The organism is Streptomyces tagetis, from assembly GCF_018069565.1.
GTDB lineage: Bacteria > Actinomycetota > Actinomycetes > Streptomycetales > Streptomycetaceae > Streptomyces > Streptomyces tagetis.
The window spans coordinates 62,141-87,844 of sequence record NZ_JAGPNL010000013.1 but is presented as its reverse complement, the minus strand read 5'-3'; the positions used below and the strand labels follow the sequence as shown (position 1 = coordinate 87,844).

The 25,704-nt window shown below is 67.8% G+C and carries 25 protein-coding genes and 4 pseudogenes; 14 read left to right on the top strand and 15 right to left on the bottom strand.

All coding sequences use genetic code 11. From position 1 onward, the window contains the following. Positions 1-120 precede the first annotated feature (120 nt). Positions 121-468 carry an SCO4225 family membrane protein gene (locus J5Y05_RS30925; protein WP_210876620.1) on the top strand — a complete coding sequence of 116 codons (348 nt, stop codon included), beginning with the start codon at positions 121-123 and terminating at the stop codon, positions 466-468. Here J5Y05_RS30925 and J5Y05_RS30920 read toward each other — a convergent pair. Then, the gene (locus J5Y05_RS30920) at positions 462-698 is read right to left on the bottom strand and encodes a hypothetical protein (RefSeq protein ID WP_210876619.1); all 237 of its coding nucleotides are present in this window, start codon (positions 696-698) and stop codon (positions 462-464) included. The genes J5Y05_RS30925 and J5Y05_RS30920 overlap by 7 nt on opposite strands. 240 nt (positions 699-938) lie before the next feature. Here J5Y05_RS30920 and J5Y05_RS30915 point away from each other — a divergent pair, with 240 nt between their 5' ends. Together J5Y05_RS30915 and J5Y05_RS30910 are read left to right on the top strand one after the other, a co-directional pair. Next, the gene (locus J5Y05_RS30915; RefSeq protein WP_210876618.1) at positions 939-2,123 is read left to right on the top strand and encodes a TerD family protein; all 1,185 of its coding nucleotides are present in this window, start codon (positions 939-941) and stop codon (positions 2,121-2,123) included. Next, positions 2,123-2,524, top strand: coding sequence for a GNAT family N-acetyltransferase (locus tag J5Y05_RS30910; RefSeq protein ID WP_210876617.1), 402 nt, complete (start codon positions 2,123-2,125; stop codon positions 2,522-2,524). Before J5Y05_RS30915 ends, J5Y05_RS30910 begins: the two co-directional genes overlap by 1 nt. Positions 2,525-2,557: 33 nt before the next feature. On the opposite strand, the gene J5Y05_RS30905 is transcribed toward J5Y05_RS30910, so the two are convergent. The 6 genes and pseudogenes from J5Y05_RS30905 to J5Y05_RS30885 form a co-directional block, all read right to left on the bottom strand. After that, positions 2,558-3,004 (bottom strand): hypothetical protein, encoded by a 447-nt coding sequence (locus tag J5Y05_RS30905; RefSeq protein WP_210876616.1) that lies wholly within the window; start codon positions 3,002-3,004, stop codon positions 2,558-2,560. Between the two features lie 116 nt (positions 3,005-3,120). Next, positions 3,121-3,492, bottom strand: coding sequence for a GIY-YIG nuclease family protein (locus J5Y05_RS30900; protein ID WP_247615607.1), 372 nt, complete (start codon positions 3,490-3,492; stop codon positions 3,121-3,123). A 313-nt stretch (positions 3,493-3,805) separates the two neighbouring features. Beyond that, on the bottom strand, positions 3,806-4,129 hold the full coding sequence (locus tag J5Y05_RS30895) for a hypothetical protein (protein WP_210876614.1): 324 nt from the start codon (positions 4,127-4,129) through the stop codon (positions 3,806-3,808). Between the two features lie 18 nt (positions 4,130-4,147). Next, a pseudogene (locus tag J5Y05_RS32750) lies at positions 4,148-4,318 on the bottom strand (IS256 family transposase); the annotation flags it as partial. A 40-nt stretch (positions 4,319-4,358) separates the two neighbouring features. Beyond that, a pseudogene (locus J5Y05_RS32775) lies at positions 4,359-4,577 on the bottom strand (ATP-binding protein); the annotation flags it as partial. Between the two features lie 418 nt (positions 4,578-4,995). Beyond that, the gene (locus J5Y05_RS30885) at positions 4,996-5,592 is read right to left on the bottom strand and encodes a DinB family protein (protein ID WP_210876613.1); all 597 of its coding nucleotides are present in this window, start codon (positions 5,590-5,592) and stop codon (positions 4,996-4,998) included. 189 nt (positions 5,593-5,781) lie between these two features. Between J5Y05_RS30885 and J5Y05_RS30880 the strand changes: the two genes are divergently transcribed. The 3 genes from J5Y05_RS30880 (at position 5,782) to J5Y05_RS30870 (ending at position 7,910) form a co-directional block, all read left to right on the top strand. After that, positions 5,782-6,366 carry a DinB family protein gene (locus tag J5Y05_RS30880; RefSeq protein WP_210876612.1) on the top strand — a complete coding sequence of 195 codons (585 nt, stop codon included), beginning with the start codon at positions 5,782-5,784 and terminating at the stop codon, positions 6,364-6,366. 41 nt (positions 6,367-6,407) lie between these two features. Continuing rightward, entirely contained in the window at positions 6,408-6,668 is a 261-nt protein-coding gene (locus tag J5Y05_RS30875; RefSeq protein WP_210876611.1) for a transposase, read from the top strand. Between the two features lie 738 nt (positions 6,669-7,406). Further along, entirely contained in the window at positions 7,407-7,910 is a 504-nt protein-coding gene (locus J5Y05_RS30870; RefSeq protein ID WP_210876610.1) for a hypothetical protein, read from the top strand. A gap of 49 nt (positions 7,911-7,959) precedes the next feature. Here the strand turns inward: J5Y05_RS30870 and J5Y05_RS30865 are convergent. Then, positions 7,960-8,493, bottom strand: a pseudogene (locus J5Y05_RS30865) (GntR family transcriptional regulator); the annotation flags it as partial. A gap of 517 nt (positions 8,494-9,010) precedes the next feature. Between J5Y05_RS30865 and J5Y05_RS30860 the strand changes: the two are divergent. After that, complete coding sequence (locus J5Y05_RS30860; RefSeq protein ID WP_210876609.1) at positions 9,011-9,571, top strand: DUF5959 family protein; 561 nt, start codon at positions 9,011-9,013, stop codon at positions 9,569-9,571. 276 nt (positions 9,572-9,847) lie between these two features. On the opposite strand, the gene J5Y05_RS30855 is transcribed toward J5Y05_RS30860, so the two are convergent. Then, a complete protein-coding gene (locus tag J5Y05_RS30855; protein WP_210876608.1) occupies positions 9,848-11,377 on the bottom strand; it encodes a HEPN domain-containing protein in 1,530 nt (509 codons plus the stop codon). A gap of 1,294 nt (positions 11,378-12,671) precedes the next feature. On the opposite strand from J5Y05_RS30855, the gene J5Y05_RS30850 reads away from it, so the two are divergent. Then, positions 12,672-13,814, top strand: a complete 1,143-nt coding sequence (locus J5Y05_RS30850) for a helix-turn-helix domain-containing protein (RefSeq protein WP_210876607.1) — start codon at positions 12,672-12,674, stop codon at positions 13,812-13,814. A gap of 119 nt (positions 13,815-13,933) precedes the next feature. Here the strand turns inward: J5Y05_RS30850 and J5Y05_RS30845 are convergent, their stop codons facing one another. Both J5Y05_RS30845 and J5Y05_RS30840 read right to left on the bottom strand, forming a co-directional pair. Next, the gene (locus tag J5Y05_RS30845) at positions 13,934-14,878 is read right to left on the bottom strand and encodes an SUMF1/EgtB/PvdO family nonheme iron enzyme (protein ID WP_372450546.1); all 945 of its coding nucleotides are present in this window, start codon (positions 14,876-14,878) and stop codon (positions 13,934-13,936) included. Positions 14,879-14,928: 50 nt separating this feature from the next. Continuing rightward, positions 14,929-15,714, bottom strand: coding sequence for an aminotransferase class IV family protein (locus J5Y05_RS30840; protein ID WP_210876605.1), 786 nt, complete (start codon positions 15,712-15,714; stop codon positions 14,929-14,931). Between the two features lie 126 nt (positions 15,715-15,840). Here J5Y05_RS30840 and J5Y05_RS30835 point away from each other — a divergent pair. Further along, positions 15,841-16,323 (top strand): annotated as a pseudogene (locus tag J5Y05_RS30835) (tyrosine-type recombinase/integrase); the annotation flags it as partial. A 111-nt stretch (positions 16,324-16,434) separates the two neighbouring features. After that, positions 16,435-16,965: a hypothetical protein gene (locus J5Y05_RS30830; RefSeq protein WP_210876604.1), complete on the top strand. Its 531-nt coding sequence runs from the start codon at positions 16,435-16,437 to the stop codon at positions 16,963-16,965. Positions 16,966-17,079: 114 nt separating this feature from the next. Here the strand turns inward: J5Y05_RS30830 and J5Y05_RS30825 are convergent, their stop codons facing one another. After that, entirely contained in the window at positions 17,080-17,841 is a 762-nt protein-coding gene (locus J5Y05_RS30825; RefSeq protein ID WP_210876603.1) for a phosphoglyceromutase, read from the bottom strand. A 180-nt stretch (positions 17,842-18,021) separates the two neighbouring features. Between J5Y05_RS30825 and J5Y05_RS30820 the strand changes: the two genes are divergently transcribed. Further along, a complete protein-coding gene (locus tag J5Y05_RS30820; RefSeq protein WP_210876602.1) occupies positions 18,022-19,401 on the top strand; it encodes an MDR family MFS transporter in 1,380 nt (459 codons plus the stop codon). Positions 19,402-19,475: 74 nt separating this feature from the next. On the opposite strand, the gene J5Y05_RS30815 is transcribed toward J5Y05_RS30820, so the two are convergent. After that, on the bottom strand, positions 19,476-19,904 hold the full coding sequence (locus J5Y05_RS30815; RefSeq protein WP_247615603.1) for a DUF2000 domain-containing protein: 429 nt from the start codon (positions 19,902-19,904) through the stop codon (positions 19,476-19,478). 49 nt (positions 19,905-19,953) lie between these two features. Here J5Y05_RS30815 and J5Y05_RS30810 point away from each other — a divergent pair, with 49 nt between their 5' ends. After that, positions 19,954-20,790: an AraC family transcriptional regulator gene (locus tag J5Y05_RS30810; RefSeq protein ID WP_210876600.1), complete on the top strand. Its 837-nt coding sequence runs from the start codon at positions 19,954-19,956 to the stop codon at positions 20,788-20,790. A 190-nt stretch (positions 20,791-20,980) separates the two neighbouring features. On the opposite strand, the gene J5Y05_RS30805 is transcribed toward J5Y05_RS30810, so the two are convergent. Together J5Y05_RS30805 and mshA are read right to left on the bottom strand one after the other, a co-directional pair. After that, on the bottom strand, positions 20,981-21,520 hold the full coding sequence (locus J5Y05_RS30805) for a type III secretion system chaperone family protein (protein ID WP_210876599.1): 540 nt from the start codon (positions 21,518-21,520) through the stop codon (positions 20,981-20,983). Continuing rightward, complete coding sequence (gene mshA, locus J5Y05_RS30800; RefSeq protein WP_210876598.1) at positions 21,513-22,850, bottom strand: D-inositol-3-phosphate glycosyltransferase; 1,338 nt, start codon at positions 22,848-22,850, stop codon at positions 21,513-21,515. The genes J5Y05_RS30805 and mshA overlap by 8 nt, the downstream gene beginning before the upstream one ends. Before the next feature lie 265 nt (positions 22,851-23,115). Between mshA and J5Y05_RS30795 the strand changes: the two genes are divergently transcribed. Beyond that, positions 23,116-23,901 carry a class I SAM-dependent methyltransferase gene (locus J5Y05_RS30795; RefSeq protein ID WP_210876597.1) on the top strand — a complete coding sequence of 262 codons (786 nt, stop codon included), beginning with the start codon at positions 23,116-23,118 and terminating at the stop codon, positions 23,899-23,901. 227 nt (positions 23,902-24,128) lie between these two features. Continuing rightward, entirely contained in the window at positions 24,129-25,265 is a 1,137-nt protein-coding gene (locus J5Y05_RS30790; RefSeq protein WP_210876596.1) for a C40 family peptidase, read from the top strand. Positions 25,266-25,704: the final 439 nt, after the last annotated feature.

The window sequence follows — 25,704 nt, the reverse complement described above, 5'->3', positions numbered from 1 at the left end:
GGCCTCCCGGCCACCGCGGGCACGCACCGGGACGTGGGCGAGCTGAGTACGGGTACTCAGGACACGGACGGACCGCCGTCCGACCCTGGAACCACGACGCCGACCCATGGGGGAGATCCGATGAGCACCCGCCCGATACGTACGTTCACCCGCCGCGCCGTCACCAACCCCGTCTCCGCGGTCTACCTCTCGCTGGTGGGCGCGGCCATCGTCCTCGCCGCGACGGAGCCGCTGTACGCGAGCGGCCCGGACGCCTCGCTGATCTGGGTGTGGCCGGCCCTGCTGACCTTCCCGCTCTTCGGTTTCGTGGTCTGGCTCGTCGACAGCGGCTGGGCCGACGCGCCGGCCTGGTTCTTCATCGGCGGAATCGTGGTCTCCGCCCTGCTCCAGTCCTTCGTACTGGGCACGGTGTACACGTCCCTGCGCGGACGCCGCCGTCGCCACGCGCCGACGGCGTCGGTTCAGTAGTCGGCGTCCCACTCGCCCGCCGGCGTGCTCAGTGGCGTCGGCGTGGGCGCGGGCCGCTCGTGGACGGCGAACGGCCCCGCGCGGAAGACCATGAGCAGCATCACGACCCCGACGACCACGAGCGTCACGACGATCAGCGCGAAGCCGACGGGGTTGCGGGGGTTGTACGCGTAGCGGGTCGTGCCCCACTTGCTCCGTTTGAACACGGGTTCGTTCTCGTCGAAGTACACGCCACACGACGCTAGACGAGCACCCGGCCGGCCAGAAACCCTACGGACGGCAGCAGTTGCCCCCGCCTCCCGGCCGGAACGCAACAGCCGCGGGCAACGCCCGAAAGCGAACCCCGAGGCCACCGCTCCTCCCCCGGTACGCGCCCTCCCCACCCTCCTCCTCCCCTCGGAACCGGTCATTCCTCGTACACGGGTCCACAGGAGGTACGACGATGGGCGCACCACCGTGAGAGGCCATGTATGACCACCGATCTCGCCAAGGGCGGCAACGCGCCCCTGCCCACCGGGCTCTGCCACGTCACCCTCACCTCGGCGGGCACCGGCATCGACGTCTCGGCCGTGCTGCTCGGCGCGGACGACCGGGTCCGCGGCGACGACGACCTCGTCTTCTACAACCACCCGGCGCAGGACGGGGTCACCTTGACGGGGCAGACCATCGTCGCGGACCTGGCGGCGCTCCCGGCGTCGGTGGACCGGGTGGCGGTCGTGGCGAGCATCGATCCGGAGCTCTCGGCGACGCACTTCGACGCGGCGAACACGCCGTGGGCGGTGGTGGACTGCGGGGGCGAACGGGCGACGTTCACCCCGCCGCCGTTCACGCACCGGGAGACGGTGGCGGTCCTCCTCGAGCTGTACCGCAGGGCGGGCGGCTGGAAGGTACGGGCGGTGGGGCAGGGCTGGGACACCGGACTGGCCGGGCCGGCAACGGACTTCGGCATCGTGGTGGACGACCCGGGCCCTTCCCCGACGCCGCCCGCGCAGGCCGCCGTCCCCTCGCCGCCCCCGCCGTCCGCCCCGTTGGGCAAGGTCGCCCTGTCCAAGGCCGGCCAGGCGCTGATCTCGCTGCGCAAGGACGACCCGGACCTCGTCGTCACCGCCGGCCTGGAGTGGGACGGCGGCAGCAGGGCCCGGCGCGAGGCGGGTGCCGACCTCGACCTGTACGCCCTGCACGTCCCGGCGCACCTGGTCACCCCGAAGGGCAAGCGCCCCCTCAAGTCCGAGCAGGTCGTCTACTACCGCGACCTCGGCTCGGCCACGGACCCGCCGTACATCCGCCTGGACGGCGACTCCCGGGTGCCGGGCCGCGAGACGATCACGATCCGCCGGCCCGACCTCCAAGGCTACGTCCTCCTGTGCGCGTACAGCGCGGTCGAGAACGGCACCGGCTCCTTCAAGTCGTACGGTGCCCGCGCGGTCGTCACCGACCACCGCGGCTCCACGGTCACGGTCCCCCTCTTCAACAACCGGAACCTCTCCTACTGGGTCGCCATCGCCCTCATCGACTTCACGGTCCCCGGCGGCGTCGAGATCCGCCACGTCGAGAAGTACAGCGGCAACCACATCGAAGCCCGCCCCACCCTCTACACCAACGGCAACTTCCGCATGAGCACAGGCAAGATCGAGTTCAAGACGCTGGACGTGTGATGCCGACGGCGATCACGTACGAGTGGCGGGGCGACTTCGAGGACGCCGACCTCGACGCGCTGCACACCGACGGCTTCGGCCACCCCGTCACCCGCACCCCGTGGCGTGCCCGGCTGGAACGCCACAGCCTCGGCTGGGTCTGCGCCCGGGAAAACGGCTCCCTGGTCGGCTTCGTGAACGTCCTCTGGGACGGCGGAGTCCACGCCTTCCTGCTGGACACGGTGGTCGCCCGGCGCTGCCGGACGCGAGGGGTGGGCTCGGCCCTCGTCGTTACGGCCGCCGAGGAGGCCCGCGCCGCCCGGTGCGCGTGGTTCCACGTCGACTTCGAGGACCACCTGCGCCCGTTCTACCTCGACGCCTGCGGCCTCAAGGAGACGGCGGCGGGCCTGCTGGCCCTGTGACCACGACGCGCACCAGCACGGGACGCAAGCCGTTCACACGCTGCACCGGCAGTACAGGTGGGCCCCCGCCTCCCGTGCCCGCCGTGCCAGGCCGGCGAACAGGGAGACCGTCCTCTCCACGTCGAGAGGGCCGCCGAAATCGACCTCCTCGATCCCGTACCACCGTCCGGCGACCCCCGGTATCGAGTCCTCGGGAAGATCGGCGAGGACATCGCGCCAGCGATCGGGAACGTGCTGGAGTATCAACCCCGTGTCCCAAGGGGAGTCGGGCTCGACCTCACCCCGGGGATGCGGTTCCTCGGGCCAGACCACCACCGGGCCGTCCGGCAGATCACCGAAGGGAACACCCTCGGCGTAGGCGACCAGTTGCCCCAGGACAACGCTCGGCTCCAGATTCTTCGCGTCGACCCAGTCCACCCCGGCCCCCTCCAACGACCGGCCCTCCAGCCAGTCACCACCGGGCCCGATCCCCTGCTCCACCGCCGCGGCATGGTCCCCCGCGTGAAAGTAGTCGTACAACACACCCATCCCGGCCCCCCATCACCCAAAGCACCTGCCCCAAAGTAGAACAGAGGGCACTGACAGTCGGCCCCTTCCTAAGAGCCGATCGGCAGCTCCCTGGCTCGCCGGCGGGCTTGCGCCCGCAGTTCCTTCAGCCGACCGTGGAACGGATTGTGGCCGTTCTGGTCGAGGTTGAGCGGAAGATCGAGCCGGGAGATGAGCTGGGATTCCAGGACCCACGGATCGTCCCGCTCCACCCAGCAGACACGGGCGTTGTCCGCCATCCACTGCCCCAGGGCGGTCTCCCCTGCCTTGCCGAAGGTCATCCGCTTGCCGCTGCCCACGCGGCGCAGTTCCAGCCCGAGCAGGCACCCGAGGGTGAGCCGCAGCGTCGATCCGGCCGCGTTGCCCCGGTAGTGGTAGCGCACCCGCTTGCGCAGGTTCTGGGTGCTGGTCCGGTTCGCCATGTACCGCGGGGCTATTCCGACGTAGAGCAGGCGCCCGGTGTCCAGGTCCGGGTGGGGCGGCTGCTCGAAGTGCCACCCGTAGACCCCTGCCGCCGTCGGGACAGGACTCGGACGTACCAAGACCTCCTGCGCCGACCACAACCGGTCGGGACTGACGAGAGCAGCTTCCACGAACCCTCCAGACATGCCACGGCTGATCGTCGCAGGCTACTTCTCGGCACTGACAGAACGTCCCGAGCCGGGTAACCAGTGATACCGGCTTGCGAAGCTGGAGTACTGGAGCAACTGTAAAAAGCTGTGAATCAGTAGCTGTTCACGTTGTCTCGTGGTTCAGGTGGGTGAGCCCTTCGATGGAGTCCAGACCGGCCTGGAGGGCGGGGTGCGCGGTCGGTGTGGTAGTGAGCAACAGCACTTGGGCCGCCGCGTGTTCCGGGGCGTAGAGGTCGACTTCATCATCGTCGCCGGGGATCGGGTTGGGCTGGATCTCGATCCGCCCGTCGGGTATGCGGGCGAGGTGGTAGCTGCCCCGGAAATCGCTGTGGCGCTCGGTGAAGACCAGCCCGAGGCGGTCGCTGACGAGCCGGACCAACTCGCTGGCGGTGTGGGTACTGGTGCCGTAGGTGTGGTGGTCGGCCATGGTGCACCAGACTATGCCCTAGCGCTTGGCGGGGCGCCCGACCGTCCCGCCACGTTCGAAGCGGGCTCCGGCACGGACCAGGGCGACGAGGTGGGGGCGTTCACGGCCCGCCACCCGGGCCTCGGCGGACTCGACGAGCTTGAAGACCATCACCCGCTGAGCGAGCGCGCCGACCATGCCGAGGCCGCGCCCGTGTTCTGACTCCTGGCCCTGGTCCTGAACCTCGGGGGGGCCGCACCGTGCCTCCCTCGTCCGTGACCGACAGGGCGATCACCCGTGGCGACACCGCGAGAGCCAGGTGGAAACTGCCGTACGCCTTGCCGCTGGCCGTGTGCAGCACCGCGTTCGCGCTCAGCTCGCTGACGATCAGCCCGGCGTCCTCGGCCAACGGCGATCCCCGCAGAATGTCGCGGGTCCGGCGACGCGCCCTGCTGACGGTCAAAGGCACGGCGGAGACCGTCTTCCTGGCGTCCACGCCGGCGTGCGAGTGCCCACACGGCCAGAACTACCTGGTCCCGCACTGCCCCGAGCACCCGTTCCAGTTCTCCTACCGCCGGGGCGGCTTCCAGCAGTTGTACTTCAACCTGGGTGCGCGGAGGCAGTCACGGCGGGGCGGCGCGAAAGCAGATCTCCCTGCTCCGGGAATTCCTGGCAGCGGGCCTCTTGGACAGGGAGACCCCCGCGCTACGCGGAAGACCCGGACTCCAACGCGGACGGCGTGGTGACGCTGGGCATCACCGCCCACCAATTCGACCTGCCTTCACCGCCGTTGTGGGAATCAACGTAAGAGGCGACGAACCGGCGGTGGGTGCCGCACGGGGCCGCGGGCACGTCCGTCCATCCACACTCATGACAGCCGGGCGAGCTCAGCTCTTGGCTTCCCGCGCCACGCGTTCCAGCCGACCCCGATAGCCCTCCCACCACGCCTGATCCTCTGGCGGCATGTTGCCCTTGCCCTGCGAATATCCGGCAGATCCGTCGATGAGCTCTCGCAGGATGTCTGCGTGGCCGGCATGCCGCTGGGTATCAGAGATCACGCGCACCAGGATGTGGTGCAGCGTCACCGCTCGACGCTCCTCCGGCCACCACGGAACGTGACCGATCACGTCAAGCGTGAGCGCCGCGATCGTGCTGTCGGAGTGCTCCCACGCCTGGCGATACAGCCCAACGATCTGTTCCCGTGATTCGTCAGCCGTGGCCCACATGTCCGAGTTGGGTTCCGACTCCTCGGTATACCACCAGGACGGCGGCTCCTTGTCGAAGAACGGCCGTCCGAACGTGTCGCCGAAGTACCCCAGCTCCACGCCGGCAACATGCTTGACCAGCCCCAACAGGTTCGTGCCTGTGGGAGTCAGCGGCCGGCGGATGTCGTACTCCGAGAGCCCGTCAAGCTTCCAGACCAGGGCATCACGCGCCTCTTGCAAGTACCGGAGAAGGTCCGCTTTCGCATTCGCTTCGATCACGCCGGCCAGCTTCCCACCCGGCACTGACAGACGGAGCGACACCATAAAAGGCGGTCTCACGTGGGCAGTTCCGCGAGCTTCTTCAGTAGCTCGGGGCGGTGGCCATGGCCAGGCTTCGGCCCTGCCGGTCGTTGCGGTCCGCGTACGAGATCTTGAGGCCACAAGTAGCCCATGGCAGGCTCATGCCGCGTGATCGATGAATTCGCGAAGGGCACCCTGCACGGGAGACTGCGGCGGGACCGTAAGGCGCTGCTCTGGAAGCTCGACGGCCTGTCCGAATACGACGCCCGCCGACCTTTGACAGTGACCGGGACCAACCTCCTCGGCCTGGTCAAACACGTGGCCGGCGTCGAGGCCAGGTACTTGGGCGAGGTCTTCGACCGGCCGTCCCCAGAACCGCTGCCCCGGTGGCAGGACCACGACGGCAGCGATCTGTGGGCGGCTGAGGACGAGGCGCGCCATCAGATCATCGAGTCCTACCGGCGCACGTGGGAACATTCGGACGCGACGATCGACGAGCTTGCCCTCGATTCCCCTGGCCACGTGCCGTGGTGGCCGGAGCCTTATCCCAACACGAACCTGTTCGCCATCTTGGTCCACGTCCTCGGCGAGACCAACCGGCATGCCGGGCACGCCGACATCCTGCGCGAAGGCGTGGACGGCCGAACCGGGATGCGCCCCGAACACGAGATGGAGATCGATGAGGACGCCCGTATCGCCTACTGCGCGAAGATCGAGCAGGCCGCCAGATCGGCCACATCAATCCAGGCATAGAAGGCTGTCCCACGTGACGTGACGCCTGATCTCCGAGCGGCATGATGCCGACCGTAAGTACTGATCTGTCGAAGCATCTGGTTCCTGATGAGTTCTGGGAACTGGCCGCCCCGTTGCTGCCGTTGTCCATGGCTCGACCGCAAGGTGGCGGGACCGCTCCGCGTGAGAGCGGGCCGTGTTTCACCACAGTGGCGTACGTGCTGACCAGCGGCCGTGCCTGGCGGCATCCGCCGCCGACGTTCGGCACGCCCTCCGCCACCGCGCATCGCCGCTTCACGGTATGGACCGAGGCCGGCCTGTGACGTCGGCTGCATCGGGCGGTGCTGGACGTACTCGGGATTCGGGGCGAGGTGGACTGGACCTCGGTGACCGTCGACGCGGCCTCGGTTCGCGCCAAAAGGTGGATTGCTGACGGGGCCGAAGCCGGTTGCTCGCGACAAGAGGGGCCCTGGCCCGTCAAACCCCGCGCGGACAAGGCGCACTTCTCCGTCGCTCGCCTCAGCCGGCCGCGCGAGCGTGGGCTCATCGCGCGCATCGCGCGGCCAGGCATCGAGTCCGGTGAACAGCACGGTCGGCACCGCTGGTAGATCGCGTTCGATCGCTTGGCTCTTCGACTACCGCCCCCGGCCATCCGATACGAACACAAGGAAGGTCCCTGGACGACCTCGTCCACCAGCACCTACAACCCGGCATCCTCACCATCGCCAAGGAGGCTGACCGCGTCGAGTTCTTGACCCTCACCGGCGGAACCCCTCCCGCGCCTGAAGGTGCTGGAGGAATCGGCTCTGATCACCCTGGAGAAGAGCTACCCCGGTCGGCCCCCCGCACCTGGATCTCCCGCCCTCGACGGCGCGCAGGCACGGGACACCGAACTCGGTGCCCTGCGCCTCCTGGTACGCCGCCTGGAAACCCGTGCCCCACCCCTCCCCCACCGCCACCTGATCACGGCCTGCGGCACCATTCGGTCCCGAGCCTCAAAGGCGGCAGGGATCACATGACATACCGTTCGGCTGCGTCCTCCTGACGATAATCTGCCCGCCATGGTCACTCAGATCATCACCCTGGTCGGCGTCCTCATCGGCGCCCTGGCTTCCTTCGTGGCGACGACCGTGGCGGAACGCGCCAAGTTCAGACGGGAGATGGCCACACGGTGGGACGAGCGCAAGCTCGACGCCTACATTCAGTACACCTCGTGCGTGAAGGAGATACTGAGGGCTGCCAGGGTCGTGTTCGCGGCACGGGAAGCCGGGGAGGACCGATCCCCCGGGCTCGCTGCCATGGAGTCGGCGGAATCCAAGCGGTCGCTCCTCTTCGAAGGGCTCGTCCTCCTGGCCGACGAGGACGCGGCGAAGATCGCCAATCGGATCAACGAACGGACGTGGGCCGTTCTCCGGCAGGCTCGTGATCCTGAGGGTACGGATGGCACTCCGGAGGAGGCACGCCTTGCGGTCATCCACGCACTCAACGACTTCCACAAAGCGGCCAAGGCGGACCTGCTCATGGGAAACGCCTACCGGACCGGCCCACCCATGCGCCGTCGTTAGCGCCTGTACGTGAGCGGACGCGGCCCCTGGCGTCCTGGCTGCGCGGGGCTCAGGCGTCGAAGTCGTATTCCAGGATGTACGACGCGGCGTCCAGGGTCATTTCGTTGACCTCGACGGGGCGGCCTTCCTCCGTGAACGCGGTGCGGCAGATGAGGATGACCGGGGTGCCCGCGGACATGCTCAACTGGCGTGCCTCGTCCTGCGACGGCATACGTGAGCGGATCTCTTCGCGGAAGTGCACCGGCTCGTGGCCGAGTTCGGCGAGCCTGGCGTACGTCCCGCCCTGGCCGGTGTCCTCCTGGGTGACCGCGGACCCTGCGACCAGGGACATGGGCAGATAGCTCGTGGCGAGCAGGACAGGCTTGCCGTCCAGGACGAAGCGCCGGCGCCTCACGCACACCGTCTCGTCGTCGGCCAGGTCCAGGACCGTACCGACGCGGTCAGGCGCGGACTCCTCGGACACGGCGACCCGGTCGACATCGAGCCTGCGGTTCTCGATGTCCGCCGACCAGATGGACCGGCCGTTGCCCCATTGCTGGTGAGCCAGCCGCTGAATCCCTCGGCGCCGAAGCGGGCGGAACGCGGCGTTGGCCATCCCGTAGGTCTCCTCCCGCTCCATTCTCGACACCATAGGCGACGACCTCTCCGGAGATGTGGCGCAGAGCGTGTGGTTGCGGGGCCGGCTTCCACGGTGAGGGGTGCCGTATGGCACCTTCTCAGGGCGATCCCTCGACTGCCAGGGTGCCCACGGTGACCGTGCCGGAGCCCGATGACGAACGCCGTTGCCACGCTACGACGGAGAGACAGACCCTGGATGGTCCGGCCGAAGCAGTTCCACGAGGGGAGCCCTCCCTCCGAGCCATACGTCGGCCTCTGACCTGGTGCGAGCGTCCGCAGCCGTCCCCGCTCGTCGGCCGCTGTGCGTCGGCACCCTCGCCGGGTGTCGGGATAGCTCGGACCCGGGCCTCACACTCGGCGTGTACGCGTACCTCATGACGTCCGGCGAGGGGCCGGACCGGAGGAGCCGGCACCCCGGGCCGCGAGGCCGGGAGGGTGGTACGGCAGGATGCTCAGGCCCGGTTGCTTCGGGGAGGGAATACATGGGCTCTGCGGACGGCGTCATCGATCTGATCCATGTGGCCGACGGGCCCGGCACCAGTGGCCACACGGTCTCCGTGCGCGTCCTGGGGCGTTGTCAACCCGGAATCCTGACCGGCCACGACTTCCTCGATGCCGAGATCGTCATCAAGGCGGAATCCGTCAGCGCCACCTTCAGGGTGACCCTGCTCCCTGAGGATCTGGAGGACTGGGAGGAGTCTTTGTCGAGGTGGGAGGCTCGGCGGTCCGCCAGGTGGCTCACCTCCGGGCGCACTCCTTCCATGGCGTTCAAGCCCGGCGAGAGCGGTGGGCTGGAGGTGTCCGTGCACGACGGGCCGTCCACAGGGGTCACGGTCACCGTTCCGTTGTCCGCACCACCGCCGGCCTGGGTCGGCGAGCAGCGCGACCTTCTCGCACGGGTGCGTGAGGTCTACCCCCGCGAGGTCGTCGAGACGTCGCCCGGGGCCTACGAGTGGCGGCGTAACCACCACGCCCTGACGGCCCGGCCCGCCAAAAAGCCCCCGTCCCGCGGGGAAACCGCAGGGCGGGGGCTTCACGGTTAGGCGCTTACTTCTTCTTGCCCTGGGTCTGGCGGGCCCGATTCCCGGCCCTGGTCAGCGGGGTGCAGGCCCCAACTGACCTGCGATCGGGCTGTCATGAGTGGTCGTTGTTGGCCGTTGCTTGTCGCCCTCGGAGGGCCCAGAGAGGGCCCAGCGGCATCCGCCCCCTCAGGCCCTCACTCACGAAGAAGAGCAGTGGCTCACAGCTTGCGAACCGTTGGAGCTCAGAGGCAACCCGTCATGGGTGCCATGACAGCCACCCTTGCAGCCTCCGCGAAATCACCCCTCGAGGAGCAGTCGCATACTCCGCTCCTCCGATTTGAGCCCCAACAGATCATTGCGATCGACATAAAGGGAACGCAGTCCATCAATCGCTACGCGAATAGCTTTAACCCTCTGCTTATACGAGGCATCATCCAAGGGAAGCTCTTTTGCCCCGTGAACCAGCTTGCTTCGAGTGCTGTATATCTTGCTGAGCACCTTTTGAAATTCGCGCCGCGCTGCTTGATCACTTTCGACCAATTTAGCGAGAGATGCGGTCACGCGAAATGTGGTCTCCTGGGAGGTGCCGAACATATTTTCCCACGCAACCAGCGCATCAATCAGCGAGTCAGCGACTTCGTCGCGCGACGAGGCCGCCAAAAGAACCCTCCGCATCGCAATATCAAGCGAATCCGGATGCACATTTCGAACGATCCTATGTAGCTGTACCGCTTCAGAAATAATCTCGAAGGAGACGTCGTGGCAAACGATAGGACTCCCGCTCTCCACTGCGCTAATTCCGCCCAAACTTGTGGGGTCGGAAAAGAATCGCGAGTGCTCGCGCGTAGCGAGGAAATTTTCCCCTTCTGAACAAAGCAAGAGACTCAAACGGGCCTTGTCGATATCCGCATTAAAAGATCGATGCGCTTCCCTGGTTGCCGCATGCCACTTCTGGGAAGTAGCTTCGGGCACTGCCCTAAAATCGTTCTCAGTGATTGCATAAATACTGAGAGGGAACGATGTCTCATAAACAAGAGTGACATCCTTGCCAGCACCAAAAAGGAGGTCCCTCTCTACCGGACGCATAGACCTGAAGGTACCGTCCCCAAGCTCAACTGAAGCTCCGACAGGCAATCTGGCGCCACTGAAACCAACGATTGTTGGAACTCGCACCGACTCGCCATCGGCCAGCCTCCTTAGAGTGTCGATCGATTCTTCGAGATGGCGAGAAAGGGATTCGAAAGTGAGATGCTCGCCGCCCAATCTGGCCCTAACGCTCGCATCGAACATCAGCCCAGAAAGCAAACTGAGCGGGTCCTTGGTCCCGCTTATTCCGCCACTTACATACCAGATCGAGTCGCACCGAGAGATCTCCTCCATCGGAGCATCGGCCGCCACGTCGGGAAACAACTTAGCCAGTCTTGCATCTGACAAGAGTGCGCGGTAGGTGGCTTCGAGTCTAGGGTGCTGAATAACTCCTACCGGTGCCGCAGTGTAGAAGGTTCGAGCGCCCTCCGAGGGAGGGGGAAGAAGAAAATAGGAAGGCCACAAGTCCCGTGCAATTAGACGCATGCAGTTTACGAAATCATCCGAGCCTGCTGAGGGAATTTCAGGAAGGTCTCCTCCGTTTCGCATCCTCATGGCGTTGGCGCGACTCGTTTGATACTCCTCGGAATATCCTACGAGATAGCTATTTGCCTGCATCGTCCCAGAGACGCGATCCCCGTTGCCATGCAGACCGACCGCTATTTGGAATAGCTCATTGAGAACATCGAGATTCACGTTCCGGGCTTCAAGATTGACGCTCCCCCCTTCCGGGGTCGCCAAGACGTATCGTAGGAAGTCTGTCCCGAAAGCAGTTACGAGCATGCCGTAAGTAGAGTCCATCGGTCCCCTCGTGCCAAATTCAGAGCTAGCCCATCGGCTAGTACACTGCCCCAAGTGCACCCATCATTCCTGATGAGTGATTCCTTAGGAAGGCGTTTCAAAGATTTTCTACTCACGGCGATACATTTCGCCGCTGGGTGCCGACATACTCCAGCACGCTGTCGGCACCGATGCCGCCGGCGAGGTCCCTGACCCGAGCGACTCCCTCGTCGCCGCGCGGTGTACGCGCATGTGTGCCTGCCTCTTGGGCGGGAGCGGGCGCCGCCGGACGCCCGCTCCCGCCCGGAGGAGCGAAGCGACGACGGGTGCTTGATGAAGTAGAGAAAGTTGTACCGCGCTGGGAGCGCGACGGTTTTCAAGAGCGTTACCTTGCACGCGACTACGCGGGCGTTGACCTGTGCCGATGGCCAAAAGTGCGTCCAACTCCGCCCCCCTGGCCCACACATGGCCCACAACACCCCTGGCCCGCCGGACGACCAGACTTGCTGTGATCGACGCCACCAGACTGCAACTTCCCCTTTTCAGACCTCATCTGAGGTAAGATTTGGGGAAGTCGATCACGGAGGCTCGATGCTGAAGCGCCCTGCACAACCGCCCGACAGTTCCACCAAGATCACTCCCCCGGCTGAGGCAGACGCTCGCCTTCGGAAGTGGGGACTCTCCGCCGAACATTTTCGGAAGAGTGTCACGTATGGCGATGATGCCCGGAAGCGGGTCGATCAGCCCTGGTATCCGCGGACATACGCAGGCGTGGTCATGTGGGCGGAAACACTCGCAGGACTCCGTCGGCAACTGAAGAAGTTGCAGCAGGGCTGGAGCATAGGCCGGACGGGAAACTACGAAACTGTCTACTCTGAGGAGAAGCGCCTGGCCTTTGCTGTCGTAGCCGGCGACAAATACACTGGTACGCGAGGTAAGCGCCACCCAAAGCTGACCAGGAAGCGAGGGCCCAAGACCAGGGAGCGGGTAGAAAGGAACGCAGAATTCGTTCAACCGACTCTCTGGGGAGAGATCGAGGGCACCCGCTCTGCACGGCCACAAAGCTCCGACCTAACTCCTGACGAGGACTGCTCAACTTGGTTCCTCGTCGTCCACGCCGACGATGACGAGATTCGTTTGGAGGTCTCGCTGGCACGAGACCTTGGAGATGGTCTGGTTGGCGAGTGGGTGGAGCGCATCCTCATCCCGCCGATCCCTTCATCGGGAGCGGTAGCACCTATAGAGTCAGACGAGGATGACGACGATGACGGAGAATCAATGGTATTCCGGGCTACTTCATGATGAAGGGCCGTCATTTAATCCTGCAAGGCTGACATCAGCGAGAGAGCGGAGGGGACTCACGAAACAGGGGCTCGCCGAGCTGTGCAATGTTTCACGGCGTACTGTCACGGCCTGGGAATCCGGGCAGGTGGATTCGCCGCCGGTGGAACAGATCGCAGAAGCCCTGTCCCTTCCGCAGTCCTTCTTTATTTCTGATGACCCACCGCAGGTAAACGAGGAGTGGGTTACCTTTCGCGCCCTCTCGTCGATGACAGCTCGACAGTTGAGGAGGGTGCTTGCGGTCAGCTCCATGGCGATTGAGCTGAGCGGGTGGATCGACAAGCACTACGGCACGCCAATTGCCGACCTACCCGATGTCGCCGATCCATCCGACGTTCCCCCAGCAGTAGTCGCTGAACAACTGCGGTCGACCTGGGGATTGCACCAAAAGCCCATCAAGAGCATATTGGCCCTCCTTGAACGAAGGGGGGTTCGCGTCTTCTCACTCCCGGCTGCCGATCGCGAAATTGATGCCTTCTCCTTCAAATATGAGGGGCGACCTTTCGTATTCCTGAACACAAGCAAGACGGCCGAGCGGACGAGATTCGACCTAGCGCACGAACTAGGCCACTTGGTGCTGCATGAAGCCACGAGCATGAATCTCTCAAGGCAAATCGAGCAGGAAGCTCATGATTTCGCCGCAAGCTTTCTAGTACCAGCCGACGGCCTATACGCTCAAGTGGTAGGAAAGCTCCGCCTAGATGATGTATTCCAGCTAAAGAAGTACTGGAAAGTTTCAGCTCTCGCCATGGTTGAGCGTTTGTATAGGCTTGAGTTTATTTCGGAGTGGAACAGAAGGCAATGGCTGATCGAGCTATCCGAAAGAGGTTATCGAACCGATGAACCAGATGGAATTCAAGCTGAGCCTTCAAAGTTCTTGACCGACTTGTTCAAGCTAGCCAGGGAAGATGGTTGGACGTCCCGTGTAATTGCTGATCATCTGAGGGAAAGTGAGCAAGACCTCGATGCGCTGGTCTTCGGACTGGCCATGGCAGCCGTCCCTGGTGGAGGCCAAAAGAGCCCGGCAGTAACAGGACACCTGAAAGTCGTTAAGTAGCGACAACCTGCGGGCCGTGAGGTTTTCGCAAAGCAAAATCCGTTGGCACGGCGGCGGCAGGGTTCGCTACCGCCGTGCCTGGCATGCGCCATCAAGGAAGACAGCCAGCGCGAGACGTTCTAGCGATCACTGATGCTAGACACCATCTGTTCGGGGGTCGCCACACACCGGAATCCGGTGTCGTCGTCGTGCATCGTGTCGTTGGCGTCGTTGGGAACGGCAGGCACTCCCCGGAATAAGGGGCTTGTGAAGGCGCTGCCACGAAGTTCGTAGCGGCCTGGTGTGGTCGGCGTTGCGAGCCACTCCCACACGTTGCCCACCATGTCGTAGACGTCGTAAGGCGAGACACCGCTGTGGTAGCGAGAAACCGAAGTCGTGCGCTCCACACCCGTCTCCCTGACGTTGCACTTGGCGGCGGTCTTCTGATCCCCCCACGGGAAAGTACGCCCGGAGGTACCGCGCGCCGCCTTTTCCCACTGTTCGGCCGTCGGCAGCGACTTCCCCGCCCACGTCGCATACGCGTGCGCGTCGCGCCAAGTCACGTGTACGACAGGGTGGTCGTACAGGTCCCGAGGACATCGGCCGTTCTCCCAGTGCTCAGGCACAGGGTGCCGAGTGGCCGCACAGAATCGTGCGTAGTCGGCATTGGTGGTCGGGAACGTGTCTATGTGGAACTCGTCCACCCACACGGGGTCGTCACTCTCCCCCGCCAGAAAGATTCCCTCTGGGACGTAGGCCATGAGCTTCCCGTCTCCGGGATGCTTCACGTACTCGCCGCTGCTCGTGTGGTCGGTGTCAGGCTCGATTAGGGCGTGGGCAGGGACGTCGTCCATCGACAAGATGCCGACGAAGCGACCTTGGGCATCCTTGTCTGCCTTGGCAAGCAAGGTGTCTAAGGCGGCTTGGTTCACCATGCGAAGTGTGGCCCGCTCGCCGTCTGCCTCCCAGCGGGAGACGATGCGATCGGACACCCCGAGCTTCTCGGCGAACTCCATAAGGCTCATGCGTACGGCTTCACGCAGCGCCTTGACTTCGCGTCCGGTCCATTTCGTAACGAGTGGCATGGGCTACCTCTGTCGTGAGTCGCCGCCCCTGATGGGGCGGCGGCACGCGTCTACAGGCGCTCGCCGGCAATGCCGACGTAGGCGTTACGCAACGCTGCGAGCACGGGGTGGTCATGCGGAAACTGCACGTCATCGAGCGCACTGACTGAACGCACGCCGATCGTTACGTTCGTCGCGAATGCGGCTGCCATGCTCGGGACGTCGGCGAGCTGCACCGGAGCCGTGATCTGCTTCGGGGCGTCGAGGCCTCGCAGCAGCAGCATCGTCGTGCCCGGGAGTACAGGTGCTTCCGGCCAGATGACGGTTCCGTCCTGGTCGACGAAACCGAGGTTCCACGTGCCGCCCTCGGAGATTCGGCCGTCCGGCTCGACAAACACGGCGTCATCGAATCCGGCGAGCTGGGCATCACGGCGAAGCCGGAGCTGGGGGTGCAGGCCGATGTGCTTCACCTGCGCGTTGTCGCGGGTGAAGGTGAAGGTCTTGGCCGTAAGGGGTGGCGGCGACATGGCACCCCCAGGTCGCAGGTTGACCAAGATGTGTGGGTCCTTGGCGTCGCTAGGACGCCCCATGTCGATCCCAGGATCGAAGACGGTGACGCGGAGGCCGGCAACCCCAGTTACGCCGTCGGCTGCCTTCCGGATGTAGTTCAGTGTCCGCTCTCGGTCCAACTCGACACCGAAGACGATGCGGCAGTCGCGCACCAGGCGGTCCAGATGGAGCGACAGGCCCCGGACGGTGCCATCCTCCAGCCGCATTGACGTGAAGTGCCCATAGTTCGTGAGGGCAAGGCTCTGCAGGTCGTCGAGGGTGGCGGGTTTTCCGTTGAGTTCGGCCATACAGCCAGTCTTGCAGCCGTGCAGGCTGCGCCAACACCCCACCCAACGACGAAAGTTCGGATTAGTTCGGCGCGAAGGCAGGGGGAGTACGTACTCACCGCGCACTCACCGGGACACGCTTAGACCGTGTTCGCGCCTCCGAAGGGCGGCAAGCTCCGTGACGTCCCGCTGCCCGATCCCGTGGCGGAAGCGCTCAAGGAGCACATCAAGCAGTTCCCGCCCGTCGAGATCACGCTGCCTTGGATGCGGGCGAACGGCCAGCCCGTAACCAAGCGTCTGATCTTCACCGGGCCCAACGGTGGCCATGTCTGGCGTACCTCGCTGAATGAGGACCACTGGAAGCCCGCTTTGGCGTCCGTGGGCATCATCCCGAAGGCCAAGAGCCGGGAGCACACCGCCGCGCGCGAGCACGGCATGCACGCCCTAAGGCACTTCTACGCGTCGGTGCTGCTGGATGCAGGCGAGAGCATCAAGGCCGTCAGCGAGTACCTCGGGCACTCCGACCCGGGACTCACGCTGAAGGTGTACGCGCACCTCATGCCGAGCAGCCGCGAGCGCGCCCGGGATGCTTTGAGCAATGCTCTTCGCCCATCGACTCCACCCAACTGATCGGCCAGCTTGGGGCCCCTGACGCCGGCAACGTCGGGGCCCCGTCACATGCCTGCTCAAAAGTGGCTCAATTCTCGTTTCTGCGCCACACAGGCGGCACAAGACAGATTCATGAACGGGTTGGAATGGGGCACCGTCCCCGCATGGTTCAGCGCTGTCCTTACCGGCGGTTCTCTCCTCCTGGGCTTCTACATCCTTCTGCGTGACCGAAGGAAGGAAGAGCGGAACGAAGCCTTGAAAGTAGTCACGTGGACAGAACGGGGAGCCGACGACGAAGGTAGCTTCATCCGCATCCATGTGCGCAACACCGCCGATCGGCCCATCCTGTACGTCAACGCGCTCTACTCGAAGGGCGACGGGAGCGGGGAGATTCGTAGCTTGCCTGCGGCTGTGCCCTGGGTGCCAAAAGATGAAGAGATTGCCCTAGACGTGCCGCGGTATCAGGACGGCCGCCGCACACTTGCCCTTGGCCTGTCTTTCCAGGACGCGGATGGCTTCCGGTGGGTGAAGGACATCTCCTCACACGACGTCTACCGACAGACTCGGTATCGGCGGAGTGACCCATCCGTGCGGTTGCTGTTTACATCGTTCGGCACGTATCGGCTCTACTGGCAGCGGAAGAGGGATCTACGACGCGCGTGACGCAGTTGGACCGAACAACCGGAGAGAACCTATTGAGGGCCCAGTGCGGTCCCGAGCTGCAAAAATACCCCCGACCTGCGCCATATGGGCAGGTCGGGGGCATGATCACGGAACCTACTTCTTCTTGCCCTGGTTCTTGACCGCTTCGATCGCTGCTGCCGCTGCGTCCGGGTCGAGGTAGGTGCCGCCCGGGTTGAGGGGGCGGAACTCGGCGTCCAGGTTGTAGGAGAGCGGGATGCCCGTGGGGATGTTCAGGCCCGCGATGTCGGCGTCGGAGATGCCGTCGAGGTGCTTGATCAGGGCGCGGAGGCTGTTGCCGTGGGCGACGACGAGGACCGTGCGGCCGGTGAGCAGGTCGGGGACGATGCCGTCGAACCAGTAGGGCAGCATCCGGACGACGACGTCCTTGAGGCACTCCGTCCGCGGACGCAGCTCCGGCGGGAGCATGCCGTAGCGCGGGTCGGAGAACTGGGAGTACTCGGCGTCGCGGTCCAGGGCCGGCGGCGGGGTGTCGTAGGAGCGGCGCCAGAGCATGAACTGCTCCTCGCCGAACTCCGCGAGGGTCTGCGCCTTGTCCTTGCCCTGGAGGGCGCCGTAGTGACGCTCGTTCAGGCGCCAGCTCCGGTGGACGGGAATCCAGAGGCGGTCGGCGGTCTCCAGCGCGAGCTGGGCCGTGCGGATCGCGCGCTTCTGGACGGACGTGTGGACCACGTCGGGCAGCAGGCCGGCGTCCTTGAGCAGCTCGCCGCCGCGCGTCGCCTCCTTCTCGCCCTTCGGGGTGAGGTTGACGTCCACCCAGCCGGTGAACAGGTTCTTCTCGTTCCACTCGCTCTCGCCGTGGCGGAGGAGGATCAGCTTGTACGGTGCGTCGGCCATGCTCCCGAGCGTAATCGACCCGCCCCGGCGCCCGCGCGCCGCGCCCGAGGGTCGGACGCCGGGGCCGGTGACGTTTGACGGGTGTTGCTAAACGAGTGGCCTCCGCCAGGACCGCGTCCGTAAGGTCTGATCACCGCATCAGCCGCTTACACGCCGTTTCGTACGCCACGGGGGTCCGCCATGTCAGTCGCCGGTCTGCGACGCGCCGCACGCGAGTCCGTCTCCGGGCTCCCCCGCGCGTTCTGGTGGCTGTGGACGAGCACCCTGGTCAACCGGCTCGGCGCCTTCGTCGCCACCTTCATGGCGCTCTACCTGACCCTCGAACGCGGCTACTCCGCCTCCTACGCGGGTCTCGTCGTCGCCCTGCACGGGCTCGGCGGCGTCGTCTCGTCGCTCGGCGCCGGCGTGATGACCGACCGGCTCGGCCGGCGGCCCACGCTGCTCGTCGCGCAGAGTTCCACCGCCCTGTCGGTCGCGCTGCTCGGCTTCGTGCAGGACCCGGTCGCCATCGCGTCCGTCGCCTTCCTGGTCGGCATGGCGAGCAACGCCTCCCGGCCCGCGGTGCAGGCGATGATGGCGGACATCGTGCGGCCCGAGGACCGTATCCGGGCCTTCTCCCTCAACTACTGGGCGATCAACCTGGGCTTCGCCGTGTCGTCCATGGCGGCCGGTTTCATCGCCGAGGTCAGCTACCTCGCCGGGTTCCTGCTGGAGGCCGGGATGACGCTGGCCTGCGCGATCCTGGTCTTCGTCAAGCTGCCCGAGTCGCGCCCGGCCCGCGAGGAGGGCCCGTCCTCCGCCGCGTCGCAGGCGCCGGTCTCGCTCGGGACCGTGCTGCGCGACGGCCGTTACATGAGCGTCGTCGGGCTGTCCTTCCTCATCGCCGTCATCTTCCAGCAGGGGTCGATCGGGCTGCCGGTCGCCATGGGCGCGGCCGGGTTCACCCCCGCGGACTACGGCATGGCCATCGCCGTCAACGGCTTGCTGATCGTCGTCCTGCAGATCCCGGTCACCCGGTTCATCGAGCACCGCGATCCGCGCCGGCTGCTCGTCGTCTCGGCCCTGCTGGCCGGGTACGGGTTCGGGCTCACCGCGTTCGCCGGGTCGGTCGGCGTGTTCGCGCTCACCGTCTGCGTGTGGACGCTGGCGGAGATCGTCAACGCCCCGACGCAGACCGGTCTTGTCGTCCGGCTCTCGCCGGTGCACGGGCGGGGCCGCTACCAGGGCATGTACACCCTGTCCTGGGCCGTCGCCTCCCTCGTCGCCCCGCTGATGTCCGGCTTCGTCATCGACCGCTACGGCGCCGAGTGGCTGTGGGGGCTGTGCGCGCTCGTCGGTACGGTCGCGGCGGCCGGGTACGCGCTGCTCATGCGGCGGCTGCCGGAGGAGATGGGGGCGGGGGCGGGCGCGGGGGCGCCGACGGGGACGCCGGGAAAGGAGACGTCGGGGAAGGGGCTGCCTGGGGTGGAGGCTCCGGTGGCACATGCGGACGCCCAGGCCGACGCCAGTATCGAAGCCGAGGGGCCGGCCGACCGGGCGGAAGGGGTCGGCACGGGCTGAGGAGCCTCACCGGCCGTCCTCCCGGCTCCGTAGCCCTCGCCCGCCCCAGCGGCCCCACCCCTCACCCCCACCCCTCACCCGTGCATCCGCGCCCCCTTCAGCACCTTGTCCACCGCGTTCTTCGGTCCGTACACCGCCAGCCCCACCAGGTCCAGCCCGGCGGTCGGCACGGCCCGTACCGCCGCCCGGTTGTCGCGGTCGTTGCCCGTGGCGAAGAGGTCGGAGGTGAAGACCGCGCGGGGCAGCGCGCGGGCGAGGGCGCGGGTGTGGGCCGTGACCAGGGTCTCCTTGGTGCCCTCGAAGACCAGCACCGGCTGCCGGAACATCGGCAGGTACTCCACCGCGTCCGCGTCCTCGTACGGCTCCCCGATCACCTCCGGCAGGCGGGTGCCGAGGCCGCTGACGAGGAAGGCGGTCACATTGAGGCGCTGCCAGGTCTCCAGGTCGTCGCGGAGCAGGACAGCGATCTTGGTGTCGAAGCGAAGGGGCGCTGCGTCGTTCATACGGTGAGACTGCCGCCCGGTCCACGGCGGGGTCTTGTACGTTCTTTGCATGGCCGCCGCACGCCGACCGGCTCCGAAGGAGCGGACGAGGGAGCGGGAGCGCGTCACCGCCTGGCGTCCCCGCGTCCCGGGCGTCGTCGAGGTCTTCCACGCCCACTACACCCAGTACGCGTACCCCATGCACGTGCACGACGCCTGGACGCTGCTCATCGTGGACACCGGGGCCGTACGGTACGAACTGGACCGGCACCAGCACGGCACCCCGCACGACACCGTGTCGCTCCTCCCGCCCCACGTGCCCCACAACGGCTCCGCCGCCACGCCAGACGGCTTCCGCAAACGCGTCCTCTACCTGGACGCCTCCCGGCTCGGCGAGGAGCTGATCGGCGCCGCGGTCGACGGCCCCGACCTGCGTGATCCGCTGCTGCGCCGGCGTGTCGGCAGTGTGCACGCCACGCTGGAACGGCCCGGCGACGAGCTGGAGGCGGAGAGCCGGCTGACGCTGATCGGCGAGCGCCTCCGCGCCCACCTGCGCTCCCGTACGGAGCCCGCGCCCGTACGCCAGGACCCGGTGATCGCCCGCCGGCTGCGCGAACTGCTCGACGCGCGGGTCGTGGAGGGGCTCGGCCTCGCCGAGGCCACCGAGGTGCTGCACGCGCATCCGGCACACCTGGTGCGGTCGTTCAGCACGGCGTACGGCATCGCCCCGCACCAGTACCTGATGTCCCGGCGGGTGGACCGGGCCCGGCGGCTGCTGCTCGCGGGGCGGACACCGGCCGAGGTGGCGACGGCGACCGGCTTCTACGACCAGGCGCATCTGACCCGGCACTTCAAACGGCTCGTCGGCGTGCCGCCGGGGCGCTACCGGTCCGGCGCCGGACGCTGACACGCCCACACGGCGACACGGCGACCCCCGACCCCGACACACGGCAACACGCCGGCCTTCGACACTCCGACGCAACGACGGCGACACGCCGGCGCACCGGCATTCCGCCACGCCGACACGCCGACACGCCGAGCGGAGGAGCCGGAGCGACCACAGAGCCGCCCCGTATCAGCCCTCCCCAGACCCCGTATCAGCCCTCCCTGCGCTCCGCATCGGTCCCCGTGCGCTCGATCAGGTGGGTGAACGCCTCCAGGTTGCGCGTCGACTCGCCGCGCGAGGTCCGCCAGGCGTGCTCCTTGCGGATGGCGGTGGCGAAGCCCAGCTCCAGCAGTGTGTTGAAGGCGCCGTCGGCGGCCTCCAGGACCTGGCCGAGGAGGCGGTCGATCTCGTCGGGGGCGACGGCGGAGAGGGGGAGCTTGGCGGTGACGTAGACGTCGCCGAGCCGGTCGACGGCGTAGCTCACCCCGTAGAGCCTGAGGTTGCGTTCGAGGAGCCAGCGGTGGACGGCCGGTTCGTTCTCGTCGGGGTGGCGGATGACGAAGGCGTTGAGGGAGAGGGAGTGCCGGCCGAGGACGAGGGAGACCGTGGTCGACAGCTTCCGGGTGCCGGGGAGGGTGACGACGTACTTCCCGGGTTCGGCGGTCTCCCACTCCAGCCCGGCGTCGGCCAGGGCGCTCTCCAGGGTCCGCGCCGCCTGCCGTGCCTCCGCCGCCTTCTCTCCGTCAGCCATGGGGCGAGCGTACGCGACGGCGGTGGGCCTGGATCGCGGCCGAGTACACGTCGGCGGTGGCGGCCGCGGCACCGTCCCAGCCGAAGGCACGCGCGTGCCGGGCGGCGGCGGCGCCCATGCGGTCGGTGAGCGTCGGCTCGTCGGCGAAATCGGCGAGCACGCGCGCGTAGGCGGCGGGTTCGTGGCCGCGGACCAGGCGCCCGGTGTGTCCGTCGCGGACGGCGACGGGGAGGCCGCCGACGGCGGCGGCGAGGACCGGCGTGCCGGCCGCCTGCGCCTCGATGGCGACCAGGCCGAAGGACTCGCTGTAGGACGGCATGACCAGCACGGACGCGGCACGGAACCAGTCGGCTAGCTGCTCCTGCCCGACCGGCGGGCGGAACCGGACGACGTCGGCGATGCCGAGCCGCGCGGCGAGCTTCTGGAGGCCCTCCGGTTTGGCGAGGCCGCTGCCGCTGGGGCCGCCGACGACGGGGACGAGGATGCGCGAGCGCAGCTCGGGGCGTTCGTCGAGGAGGACGGCGACCGCGCGGAGCAGCACGTCGGGGGCTTTGAGGGGCTGTATCCGGCCGGCGAAGAGCGGGATCAGCGCGTCCTGCGGGAGGCCGAGGCGGGCGCGGGCGGCGGCGCGGCCGTCGGCGGGACGGAACCGTTCGAGGTTGACGCCCGGGTGGACGACGGCGACCTTGGCCGGATCGGCGGCGTAGTGCCGGACCAGCTCGTCGGCCTCCTCGGCGGTGTTGGCGATGAGGCGGTCGGAGGCGGAGACGATCTGGGTCTCCCCGATGACGCGCGCCGCCGGTTCGGGCGTGTCGCCCTCGGCCAGGTTGGCGTTCTTGACCTTGGCCATGGTGTGCATGGCGTGCACGAGGGGGGCGCCCCAGCGTTCGGCGGCGAGCCAGCCCACGTGGCCGGAGAGCCAGTAGTGGGAGTGGACGAGGTCGTAGTGGCCGGGACGGTGGCCGGCCCACGCCTGCATGACGCCGTGGGTGAAGGCGCAGAGCTGGGCCGGGAGGTCCTCTTTGGCCAGTCCCTCGTAGGGTCCGGCGTCGACGTGCCGGACGAGGACGCCGGGGGCCAGTTCGACGCTGGGCGGCAGGGCGGCCGTGGTGGCCCGGGTGAAGATCTCGACCTCGATGTTGATCGCGGCGAGCCGCTGGGCGAGTTCCACGATGTAGACGTTCATGCCGCCGGCGTCGCCGGTGCCGGGCTGGTGGAGCGGTGAGGTGTGCACGGAGAGCATCGCCACGCGGCGGGGCCTGCGGGACAGCCTCCGCAGAGGTGAGGCCGCCGGTGAGCGACGCCCGAGCCTGCCGACGTACTGGCTCACGAGCCGTTCCTCCTCGCTGCGGACATGCCGGTCGGAGGGCACGGCCTGCCCTCCGAGGAGTGGAACGCCGGACGGCAGTGCTCCATTTCCGGTTTCCGGGCCTTTGCCGAATCATTACGCATGTCGCTCAACCGTTCGAGCACTCCCGTGCGCTGGGGCCCGCGCGCCGGCGCGTCCCGCCGTGCCGCTTACCCTCGTAGGCATGCCCTCCCGCCCCACCGACCGCCCCCGTCCTCGGCTCCGCCCGAGCGGTGGGGCCCCCGTCGTGGGGACGGTCACACGGGGGACGACCAACCCGAACCGGCTGCGCCGCATGGACCGCTGGATCGCCGCCGTCCACGGCGCCGAACTGCGCCGCGCCGACGATCCCGTCGCCGTCGACCTCGGCTACGGCGCCGCCCCCTGGACCGCCGTCGAGCTGCTGCACCGCCTGCGCTCCGTCGCGCCGCGCACCCGCGTGGTCGGCGTCGAGATCGATCCGGAGCGGGTCGCGGGCGCCGCCGCGTACGCGCGCGAGGGGCTGGTCTTCCGGCACGGCGGCTTCGAGGTCCCTGTCACCCGCCGCCCCGCGCTGATCCGCGCGGCGAACGTCCTGCGCCAGTACGACGAGTCCGAGGTCGCCGCGGTCTGGCGGCGGCTGTGCGCGCGGCTCGCGCCGGCGACGGAGCACTCCCGGGGCGGGCTCCTGGTCGAGGGCACCTGCGACGAGATCGGGCGGCGGCACGTGTGGGTCGCGCTCGGCCCGGAAGGCCCCCGCACGGTGACCTTCGCCACCCGGCTCGGCTCGCTGGAGCGCCCCTCCGACCTCGCGGAACGGCTCCCGAAGGCGCTGATCCACCGCAACGTCCCCGGTGAACCGGTCCACGCCTTCCTGCGCGACTTCGACCGCGCCTGGGCCGCCGCCGCGCCGTACGCGTCCTACGGGGCCCGCCAGCACTGGCTGCGGACGGTACGGGACCTGGCCGCCGACTGGCCGGTGGCGGACGGGCCGGCGCGGTGGCGGCAGGGCGAAGTGACGGTGCGCTGGGCGGCGTTGGCGCCACGCGGCTGAAGCCGGCCGGGGCGGACCGGCCGCCCGAGGTGCGCCGGCGGGAGCCTCCCGCCCAGAACCCCACCCACTGCCACCACGCCGGGGTTCACCGCCCGGGAACGATCTCCGGGTCGTGTTCGTCCCCCCTGTGGGGGAAGCACCCCCTCTGTCGTTTCGCCGTCGCACGTGGCACGATCCCCCGAGCGACGCGATGTTACTGACGGGTTCGTCCATGGTGGGGGCGCCATATGCGTACGGGCAAGCACGGGCTGACGGCCGCCGCGGTGACCGTGGTCTGCGCGGTCACTCTGCTGGCGGCCCCGGGGGTGGCGTTCGCGGCCCCCGCGCCCACCCCGGCGCCCGCCCCACCCTCCGCACCCTCCGCACCCTCCGCACCCACCTCGCCCACCTCACCCGCCCCACCGGCCCCAAGCGCCACCGCCACCCCGGCCCGCGACCTGGAAGCCGTACGCAAGGAGCTGGAGTCCCTCTACCGGGCCGCGGCCTCCGCCACCGACGAGTACAACGCGGCGGAGGAGAAGGCCCGCAGGCAGTCCGCCGAACTCGCCGAGCTGGCCAAGAAGACCGCCCGGGGCCAGGAGAGGCTGGACCGGCTGCGCGACCGCGCCGGCGCCGCCGCCCGCGCCCAGTACCGCACCAACGGCCTGCCCGACGAGGCCAAGCTGATGCTGAGCAGGGACCCGGAGGAGTTCCTGGAGTCCGGCGGCCGGGTGCTCCAGGGCCAGCGCGCGGCCAAGGGCCTGCTCGGCGAACTCACCCGCACCCAGCAGGACCTGGAGACCTACGCCACCGACGCCGCCGTCCAGGCCAGGAGACTGGAGGCCAACCGCAGGGAGAAGGCGACCGCCCGCCAGAAGGTCGAGAAGCGCGTCGCCGAGGCCGAGAAGCTGGAATCCGAGCTGGAGAAGGAGGAGAAGGAGCGCCTCGCCCAGTTGGAACGGCAGGCCGCGCGCGAGGCCCAGGCCGCCTGGCTCCGCTCCGGCATCCTCAAGGAGCTCGACGGCAAGGCGACCGAGCGGGGTCGTGAGGCGGTGGAGTACGCCACCGCCCAGATCGGCAAACCGTACGTCTGGGGCGCCGCGGGCCCCTCCTCGTTCGACTGCTCCGGACTCACCTCGCGGGCGTGGGCCGCGGCCGGCCAGGGGATACCGCGCACCTCGCAGGAGCAGTGGCGGCAATTGCGGCAGGTCGACGTCGAGGACATGCGTCCCGGCGACCTGATCATCTACTTCGAGGACGCCAGCCACGTCGGGATGTACGTCGGCGACGGCTCCGTCGTGCACGCCCCGCGCCCGGGGCGCACGGTGACGATCGCCGGGGCCGGCACGATGCCGATCCTCGGGGTGGTACGTCCGGAGGCGTGAGCCGGGGGGGGCGCGGGGGGCGAGCGGGGGGCGAGCGGGGCGTGAGCCCTCCGGGCACCGGGCCTCGGGGGCGGACGCACACCGCGCGAGGGGAAGCCCGGCATCGTGACACCGGCCACAGGCAGTCGGTGGCACGGCGCCCCGGGCCACGCACACCCCACACCCCGGCGGAGCCGAAAACGGCCCCGCCCGTACAGCGTGGCCGAACCCCCGTGGCCGAACCCCCACCCCCCGGTGGCGTGATCCGGACCACGTGACGCAGTCCACGCGCGGCGCCCACCCCGCGTGACGTTCGTCATCCCCCGCACCCCGGCAACGTGTCCAACTGCGGGACAGACCACCGCATATGACAGCGTCCGGTGCCGTAGCCCGGCGGGGCCGACCATTCCGCGCCGGTGCCGTCACCCGCTATGGTCCCCGTCGGTGGGTCGAGGTCCCT

Excerpts from the sequence above, each read along its gene's own strand:
- J5Y05_RS30910 (WP_210876617.1), top strand. The coding sequence starts at position 2,123 with ATGCCGACGGCGATCACGTACGAGTGGCGGGGCGACTTCGAGGACGCC.
- J5Y05_RS30900 (WP_247615607.1), bottom strand. The coding sequence starts at position 3,492 with ATGGCGAACCGGACCAGCACCCAGAACCTGCGCAAGCGGGTGCGCTAC.
- J5Y05_RS30925 (WP_210876620.1), top strand. The coding sequence starts at position 121 with ATGAGCACCCGCCCGATACGTACGTTCACCCGCCGCGCCGTCACCAAC.
- J5Y05_RS30815 (WP_247615603.1), bottom strand. The coding sequence starts at position 19,904 with ATGAACGACGCAGCGCCCCTTCGCTTCGACACCAAGATCGCTGTCCTG.
- J5Y05_RS30830 (WP_210876604.1), top strand. The coding sequence starts at position 16,435 with ATGAACGGGTTGGAATGGGGCACCGTCCCCGCATGGTTCAGCGCTGTC.
- J5Y05_RS30820 (WP_210876602.1), top strand. The coding sequence starts at position 18,022 with ATGTCAGTCGCCGGTCTGCGACGCGCCGCACGCGAGTCCGTCTCCGGG.
- J5Y05_RS30825 (WP_210876603.1), bottom strand. The coding sequence starts at position 17,841 with ATGGCCGACGCACCGTACAAGCTGATCCTCCTCCGCCACGGCGAGAGC.
- J5Y05_RS30790 (WP_210876596.1), top strand. The coding sequence starts at position 24,129 with ATGCGTACGGGCAAGCACGGGCTGACGGCCGCCGCGGTGACCGTGGTC.
- J5Y05_RS30860 (WP_210876609.1), top strand. The coding sequence starts at position 9,011 with ATGGGCTCTGCGGACGGCGTCATCGATCTGATCCATGTGGCCGACGGG.
- J5Y05_RS30805 (WP_210876599.1), bottom strand. The coding sequence starts at position 21,520 with ATGGCTGACGGAGAGAAGGCGGCGGAGGCACGGCAGGCGGCGCGGACC.
- J5Y05_RS30915 (WP_210876618.1), top strand. The coding sequence starts at position 939 with ATGACCACCGATCTCGCCAAGGGCGGCAACGCGCCCCTGCCCACCGGG.
- J5Y05_RS30875 (WP_210876611.1), top strand. The coding sequence starts at position 6,408 with ATGATGCCGACCGTAAGTACTGATCTGTCGAAGCATCTGGTTCCTGAT.
- J5Y05_RS30895 (WP_210876614.1), bottom strand. The coding sequence starts at position 4,129 with ATGGCCGACCACCACACCTACGGCACCAGTACCCACACCGCCAGCGAG.
- J5Y05_RS30870 (WP_210876610.1), top strand. The coding sequence starts at position 7,407 with ATGGTCACTCAGATCATCACCCTGGTCGGCGTCCTCATCGGCGCCCTG.
- J5Y05_RS30840 (WP_210876605.1), bottom strand. The coding sequence starts at position 15,714 with ATGGCCGAACTCAACGGAAAACCCGCCACCCTCGACGACCTGCAGAGC.
- J5Y05_RS30845 (WP_372450546.1), bottom strand. The coding sequence starts at position 14,878 with ATGCCACTCGTTACGAAATGGACCGGACGCGAAGTCAAGGCGCTGCGT.
- J5Y05_RS30810 (WP_210876600.1), top strand. The coding sequence starts at position 19,954 with ATGGCCGCCGCACGCCGACCGGCTCCGAAGGAGCGGACGAGGGAGCGG.
- J5Y05_RS30850 (WP_210876607.1), top strand. The coding sequence starts at position 12,672 with ATGACGACGATGACGGAGAATCAATGGTATTCCGGGCTACTTCATGAT.